The sequence below is a fragment of the Texcoconibacillus texcoconensis genome (genome assembly GCF_014202575.1).
GTDB classification, from domain to species: domain Bacteria; phylum Bacillota; class Bacilli; order Bacillales; family Salisediminibacteriaceae; genus Texcoconibacillus; species Texcoconibacillus texcoconensis.
Genome location: NZ_JACHHB010000026.1, coordinates 1 through 5,733, shown reverse-complemented (window position 1 = coordinate 5,733; position 5,733 = coordinate 1). Strand labels below are relative to the sequence as shown.

General features: G+C 37.5%; 5 protein-coding genes. 1 reads left to right on the top strand and 4 read right to left on the bottom strand.

The window, feature by feature from the left end; all coding sequences use genetic code 11:
- Nucleotides 1-227 (top strand): hypothetical protein (locus HNQ41_RS16555; protein WP_221301981.1); only part of this gene is annotated, 227 nt, incomplete at its 5' end.
- Between the two features lie 200 nt (nt 228-427).
- Here the strand turns inward: HNQ41_RS16555 and HNQ41_RS16325 are convergent.
- The 4 genes from HNQ41_RS16325 to HNQ41_RS16310 all read right to left on the bottom strand — a co-directional run bounded on the left by HNQ41_RS16325 (nt 428) and on the right by HNQ41_RS16310 (nt 5,221).
- Nucleotides 428-1,045, bottom strand: coding sequence for a DsbA family protein (locus HNQ41_RS16325; protein WP_184665509.1), 618 nt, complete (start codon nt 1,043-1,045; stop codon nt 428-430).
- Nucleotides 1,046-1,252: 207 nt separating this feature from the next.
- Nucleotides 1,253-2,221, bottom strand: coding sequence for a UV DNA damage repair endonuclease UvsE (uvsE, locus tag HNQ41_RS16320; RefSeq protein WP_184665508.1), 969 nt, complete (start codon nt 2,219-2,221; stop codon nt 1,253-1,255).
- Nucleotides 2,222-2,328: 107 nt separating this feature from the next.
- A complete protein-coding gene (locus tag HNQ41_RS16315) occupies nt 2,329-2,952 on the bottom strand; it encodes a cell wall hydrolase (RefSeq protein ID WP_184665507.1) in 624 nt (207 codons plus the stop codon).
- Between the two features lie 340 nt (nt 2,953-3,292).
- On the bottom strand, nt 3,293-5,221 hold the full coding sequence (locus HNQ41_RS16310; RefSeq protein ID WP_184665506.1) for an ATP-dependent DNA helicase: 1,929 nt from the start codon (nt 5,219-5,221) through the stop codon (nt 3,293-3,295).
- Nucleotides 5,222-5,733: the final 512 nt, after the last annotated feature.

Sequence of the window (5,733 nt, the reverse complement as noted above, 5' to 3'; positions counted from 1 at the left end):
TTAGGCACGCCGCCAGCGTTCGTCCTGAGCCAGGATCAAACTCTCCAATAGAGTTTGATGTCTCTGACATCTTTATTGTTTCATTGACAGAATCTCAAATAAGATCCCGCTGGTCGCTTAGCTTTTTGTTTAGTTTTCAAAGGTCAGTTTTTCCCTCGAAGGGATTAACTCCGCTTCAAGAATTTAATTATATCACGAGAAAAAATTCTCTGCAAGTGTTTTTTTGAGAAGTTCACTTGCTGTGAAAATATATTTTTCGCTGTCACAAATAATATATTATCAAAACACCTTTAATATTGAAAGGCCCAATTTATACCAAATCTTTGTATTATTAATTGAAATAGCCATTTACTTAAGAAGAGTCTCAAATTACTCTCCTAAAGACTCCCCTACAAACCATTTGTAGAGGAGTCACTTTAAAATACATTTAGATTAATCTAGTTGATTCGTTTGTATCTTTTCCATCTCCATCAATAACTTTTTGCAAAAGTTGTACAAACGCTTCAGTCGACTGCGCTCCAGTAATGGCGTACTCACGGTCGATAAGGAAATATGGAACACTTTTTATACCTAGTTGCGTAGCTTCTTGTTCATCCGCACGAACCTGATCACTCATAAGATCACTATTCAACAATTCTTCTACTCGGCTAGGATCCAAACCAACTTCCTCTGCTAATTGAATCAATGTTTGATGATCTCCAATATGTTTTGATTCTGTATAATGAGCCTTGAACAATCGTTCTTCCATTTCATGAGCTAAACCTTTCTGTTTTGCTAACATCGTTAAACGGTGTGCATCAAACGTATTTGTTAAAACTAAAGTGTCCATTTGAAAATCTAGGCCAGCACCTTGCGCCATTTGCACCATATTTTTTATGTTTGCTTTTGCTTGCTCTACGCTCATGCCATATTTATTCGCTAATTTTTCGTAAATGTTATAAACGACATCCCATTCCATTGCAGGGTCTAACTCAAAGCTTCGATATTCCACTTCAATGGATTGATCTACTTTCTGAATAGCGTCCTCCAGACGCCTTTTTCCTATATAGCAAAATGGTCATGCAAAGTCTGTCCACATTTCAATTAACATGATATCTACCCTCCACTTCAACATTCTTGATTTGTAACCTGTCTGGTTCATTTTAGTTCATATAAACGTTCAATGCCAAAAGTTAGCCCTTTTCGTTTTAGGCAATGTTACACTTGGTCGGTATTTTTCAGTTATGTTTTATCTTAAAGAGTCACTCTATTTCTAAGCTTCCCATGTAAAAGAACTTTCACTATGCATCTTAACGTTTGGGTGCTTTTTTATCTCTTCTACTAAAGTAAACAATGCACGGTCCTTTTGCTTCGCTTCTATCATACAGTCAATTTGATCAATCGAGCCGTTCACTTTTTTCACAAACTCTAAAAACATTTCTACGTCAACATAGTCAGCATGACTCTTAAAGTCTTTTTCACTTTTAGGGCTGGATATATGCATTTTTACAGGTAATGGAGAGTGAGACCATGTTTCAATCACACGCTCCCAATGGTTTGCCCAGTTTTCGTTATCGTAGTTCGCCAAATGATGGTGAAGATCAAAGACGAGTGGAATATTTAATTTTTCACATACGTATAAACAGTTTTCTAGTGTGTAAGTTGTATCATCATTTTCAATCATCACTTGTTTTTGAATTTCGTTTGGGATGAGAGACCAATTTTCGATAAATTGTTCTAGAGATTTTTCTTTATCCTTATATCCGCCACCTAAATGAAGTACACAACGATGAGTAGGATCAAGTCCCATATGATGAAGTAATAAGTAATGGTATTTCAAAACTTTGATCGAGGTCTTTAAAATCTCTTGTTTTTGAGAATTCAGAACGACAAAATGGTCAGGGTGAAAATCTAACCTCATATGTTTTTCCTTAGAATAAGTCCCTAACTCGTTTAAATCCTCTTTAATTGGCGTTATATAATCCCACTCACTTAATTCTTCATGTGTCGCAAGTGGTACAAGTCTTGAGCTCAACCTAAAAAATTCAACATCATATGATTTATTATGTTTTAATAAGCGAAGACAGTTACGAATATTCGACTGCGCAATCCTTTCAAGCTTTCTCTTCGCAGCTTCTTTATCCGCAATTTGCTGATACCTTTTGTACGTCATCGTTTGCGAAGGTGACGCATTTTGAAGGTCTACACTCATCGCCACATATCCAAGCCGAAACAATGTCATTTTTTCATCACCTTTTATTTCGTTTTCCTTAGTATGAACGTATCAAATGGATGTTATGTGACGTTAACTCGCACACAAAAAAGCAAGGGGAACCCCCTTGCTTTTTCTTATACTAAGAATTCATGATTATCAATCTGTGTAACAACCGTCTTGTCTTCCAACCACCTTGAGGTAGCTGTCGTTGGATTCCAGAAAAACAACGCACTATTTACTAGATTCGTTCCTTCTAAAGCTTCTTGTACAGCTTCAACAGCCTCAGAATCTGGACTGTTATTAATCGTCCCAGTAGTGACTGGTTCAAATTGGCCTTCCTCCATGATGACTCCATACACACTGTCTGGGAATTCACTGCTATCAACACGGTTAAATACAACTTCAGCAACAGCTACTTTTCCTTCGTAATTTTCTCCTTTAGCTTCTGCCTGTACAAGGCGTTCTAGGAGGTCACGTTCACTGTCACTTAATGTTGTTCTCTCTGTAGATTCTGTATCCTCAACTAGATTAATAGTCGATCCAGCTATCAAACCCTCTTCTTCAATATGTGGGTTAAATCTGTAAAGGTCGTCTAAATCAACGCTATAACGCTCTCCGATATAACTTAACGTATCACCTTCACTTACGAGATATTTATCAAATGGAGGTTCATCAAAATATTCATAAGCTCCTGCTGTTCCAGCATATATACCCAGTCCCAGGATAACAGTCATAAATGCACCAATAAATTTCTTCATAATATATATCATCCTTTCATCAAATGTCATTTAAGAAATTTACAATTACTTACGGTAACGTACCGAATCAGGGATTGAAACCTCTAATTTATTCCAATATGACGAAAGGGCAGTTACATTTTATTACAATTTCGATTAGTTATATGTAAAAGCAGATACATGTACTTTTAATTAAGGTTTAGGAAAAATATAGGAAAATACATATAAAGAGAGTGTTTTCATATTTTTGGTATCTCCACCAAAAATTTTAGGGTTCATTTCTAAACGCGATTGACACTACATCAATAGTGAATAAAAAATAGCACTCGCTGCCAATGGCATCGAGTGCACCCTTCGTCAATTAAACCCACTTAATATCAACAGGTAAAACTTGTTGTATTTCTTGTCCGTATTGTTTGTGTTGCGTTTGGTCCATCCAAATATTAAGGATTCCTTTGTCTTCACTTGTTCGAATCAATCGTCCAATTCCTTGTCTCAAACGAAGAATCATGTATGGCATATCAATTTCTTCTAGAGGGTCACCTGCATGTTTTCGCTTCGCTTGAAATACAGGATCTTTCGGTGGAAATGGAAGCGAAGCGACAATCACTTGCGATAATGCTTGCCCTGGTACATCTAGGCCTTCCCATAAATGATAGGAACAGAGAACGGATGAGTCATCATGTTGAAATTCTTTAACTAGCTCACTAATCTCACGATCCCCTTCATACAAAAACGAAAAACGCCAATCAACTTGTTCCGCCTCATGACGAAAGCGATCCATTTCTTCTTTAGAGGAAAATAGAACTAATGATTGTCCTTGGTTGTTAAAAATATCGTTAATTATTTCTTGCCACTTTTGCTGTTCTGATTTTTGAATGCGCCCAAAGATTTTCATTTGTTTTTCATAATCAAATGGGGATGAAACAGTGAATGAATCAAATTGCTCGATCCCTAAACTATCTGCAATGTATTGGAAGTTTCCAGCTTGAGAAAGCGTCGCTGATGAAAAAACAAATGGAATCGACCGTGAAAATACTTCCTTTTTCAAAACGTCTTCAACTAATCTTGGCATAATCACTAGTGAATCTTGTTGTGATTCGTTTTCTTCAAGCCAAAAAACACCTTGATCTGCCTCCAATAAAACCCCTAACCCATATGAGAAAAACTCCAAATATTCCTCGATAATTTTGACTTGATATTCGTCGATTGTAAATAGTCCTGCATCGAATACAAGTTGGTCTAGCAAGGTTTGAACTTGCTTATGCATCAACGAAGCAACCTTCATCATTTTATTCGTTCGTGGTACCTCTTTTCGATTTGAACCTTCTACGTAGCTTGCAGTCTCTTTTAAAACATCAAACCACTCATCATGAAGGGCTAGAATCGATTCGATCAACTGAAGAGAATCCTCGCGAACTTCCTGACTCATGTAGCTTGTGAGTATCATCGATAAGGTTTCAGAATTAAATCGGTATGTTAAAGCTTTTTGCGCTGCAAATTCTAATAAATGGCCTTCATCAAAGACAACACAACTTTCATCAGGTAATAATGGCATTTGGCCTTCACGCTTTCGAGATTCTTTTGTCCAAACATGTTCCATATAAAAATCATGGGAACAAATGATCAAGTCAGACGCATGGCGATAATATTCTCGATTTAAAGTCAGGGCACTTCGATGACGCCATTCACAAATTGAACATTGCTGCAATGGGTCCCAAGCAATCTTCTCCCACTTTTCATTCGACACCCACGGATACTCTTTTCGATCACCGTAACGCTCGAACGATTGCATCGAACTTCCTTGAGCAAAAACAAAGTCAGGTATTTGTTCATGAACACGAAGAATATCTTCATCAGATGTTTCGTTTGCGATTGGCTCTAACTTCTTCATACAAACATATTGATCACTCGCTTTAGCTAACCTTACATCAACAGATAAACCAAGTGCTTCTTCTAACTTTTGAATATCTCCATCTTTTTTAACGAGCTGTTCGATTAATGTCTCGTCTGCACACGATATAATCGCTGGTTTCCCTTTATACCTCGCGTAACAAATCGCATACAGTAAATAAACGAAAGTTTTTCCGGTTCCGACACCTGCCTCAGCAAAGATCGTCGATTTATTTTTGAACGCTTGTTCGATTTGATAACCCATATATATCTGTTCATCTCTTAATTCATAACCTTGTTCCGGTAGAATGTCATAAAATACATCACCAATATAATCTCCAAGGCGATCAAAGAAATTTTCTGTTTTCGAAATTGTAAATGGAAGTGATTTGGCCATTAAAATAATAACTCCTTTATTTTTTCTTCGTTTAACTTCTCTTTAGCACCAAGTATCATTTTTACCACCTTTTGCGTGTTTTTACAAACTTAACGACTATAAAAAGTAACGATTCTTTAAATTTGTTTATTATTTGACGAAATTCTGGAGCATAACCTCGATTATTGAGGATATATCCTTACATAAATGATTCCCATTGTTATTGTTTGAGCGTCTCTAACAATCGCTTGGCTGCGGAATCCCATTAACGGCGAATTTCTTCGTCACCTGCTCTCTCTTAAGAAAAGTACAAGGCGCCCGCCTATCGGCGACTAGCACTGCCTCTTCCTCTGCTAGCTTTGCTTTGAAGTGCATCCGTCGAGGCAAATCGCAGCTTACTCACCGATGAATCGCTCTTTGGACTAGCGAAGATGAAGGAGCGCTTTCAGCTTCAATTGCCGGACCGAAGCGACCTCGAGCCGATGGTGCCTGAACTAGACAGATTCCCATGGACGGGTGTCCATTCCGAGTCT

Excerpts from the sequence above, each read along its gene's own strand:
- uvsE (WP_184665508.1), bottom strand. The coding sequence starts at position 2,221 with ATGACATTGTTTCGGCTTGGATATGTGGCGATGAGTGTAGACCTTCAA.
- HNQ41_RS16315 (WP_184665507.1), bottom strand. The coding sequence starts at position 2,952 with ATGAAGAAATTTATTGGTGCATTTATGACTGTTATCCTGGGACTGGGT.
- HNQ41_RS16310 (WP_184665506.1), bottom strand. The coding sequence starts at position 5,221 with ATGGCCAAATCACTTCCATTTACAATTTCGAAAACAGAAAATTTCTTT.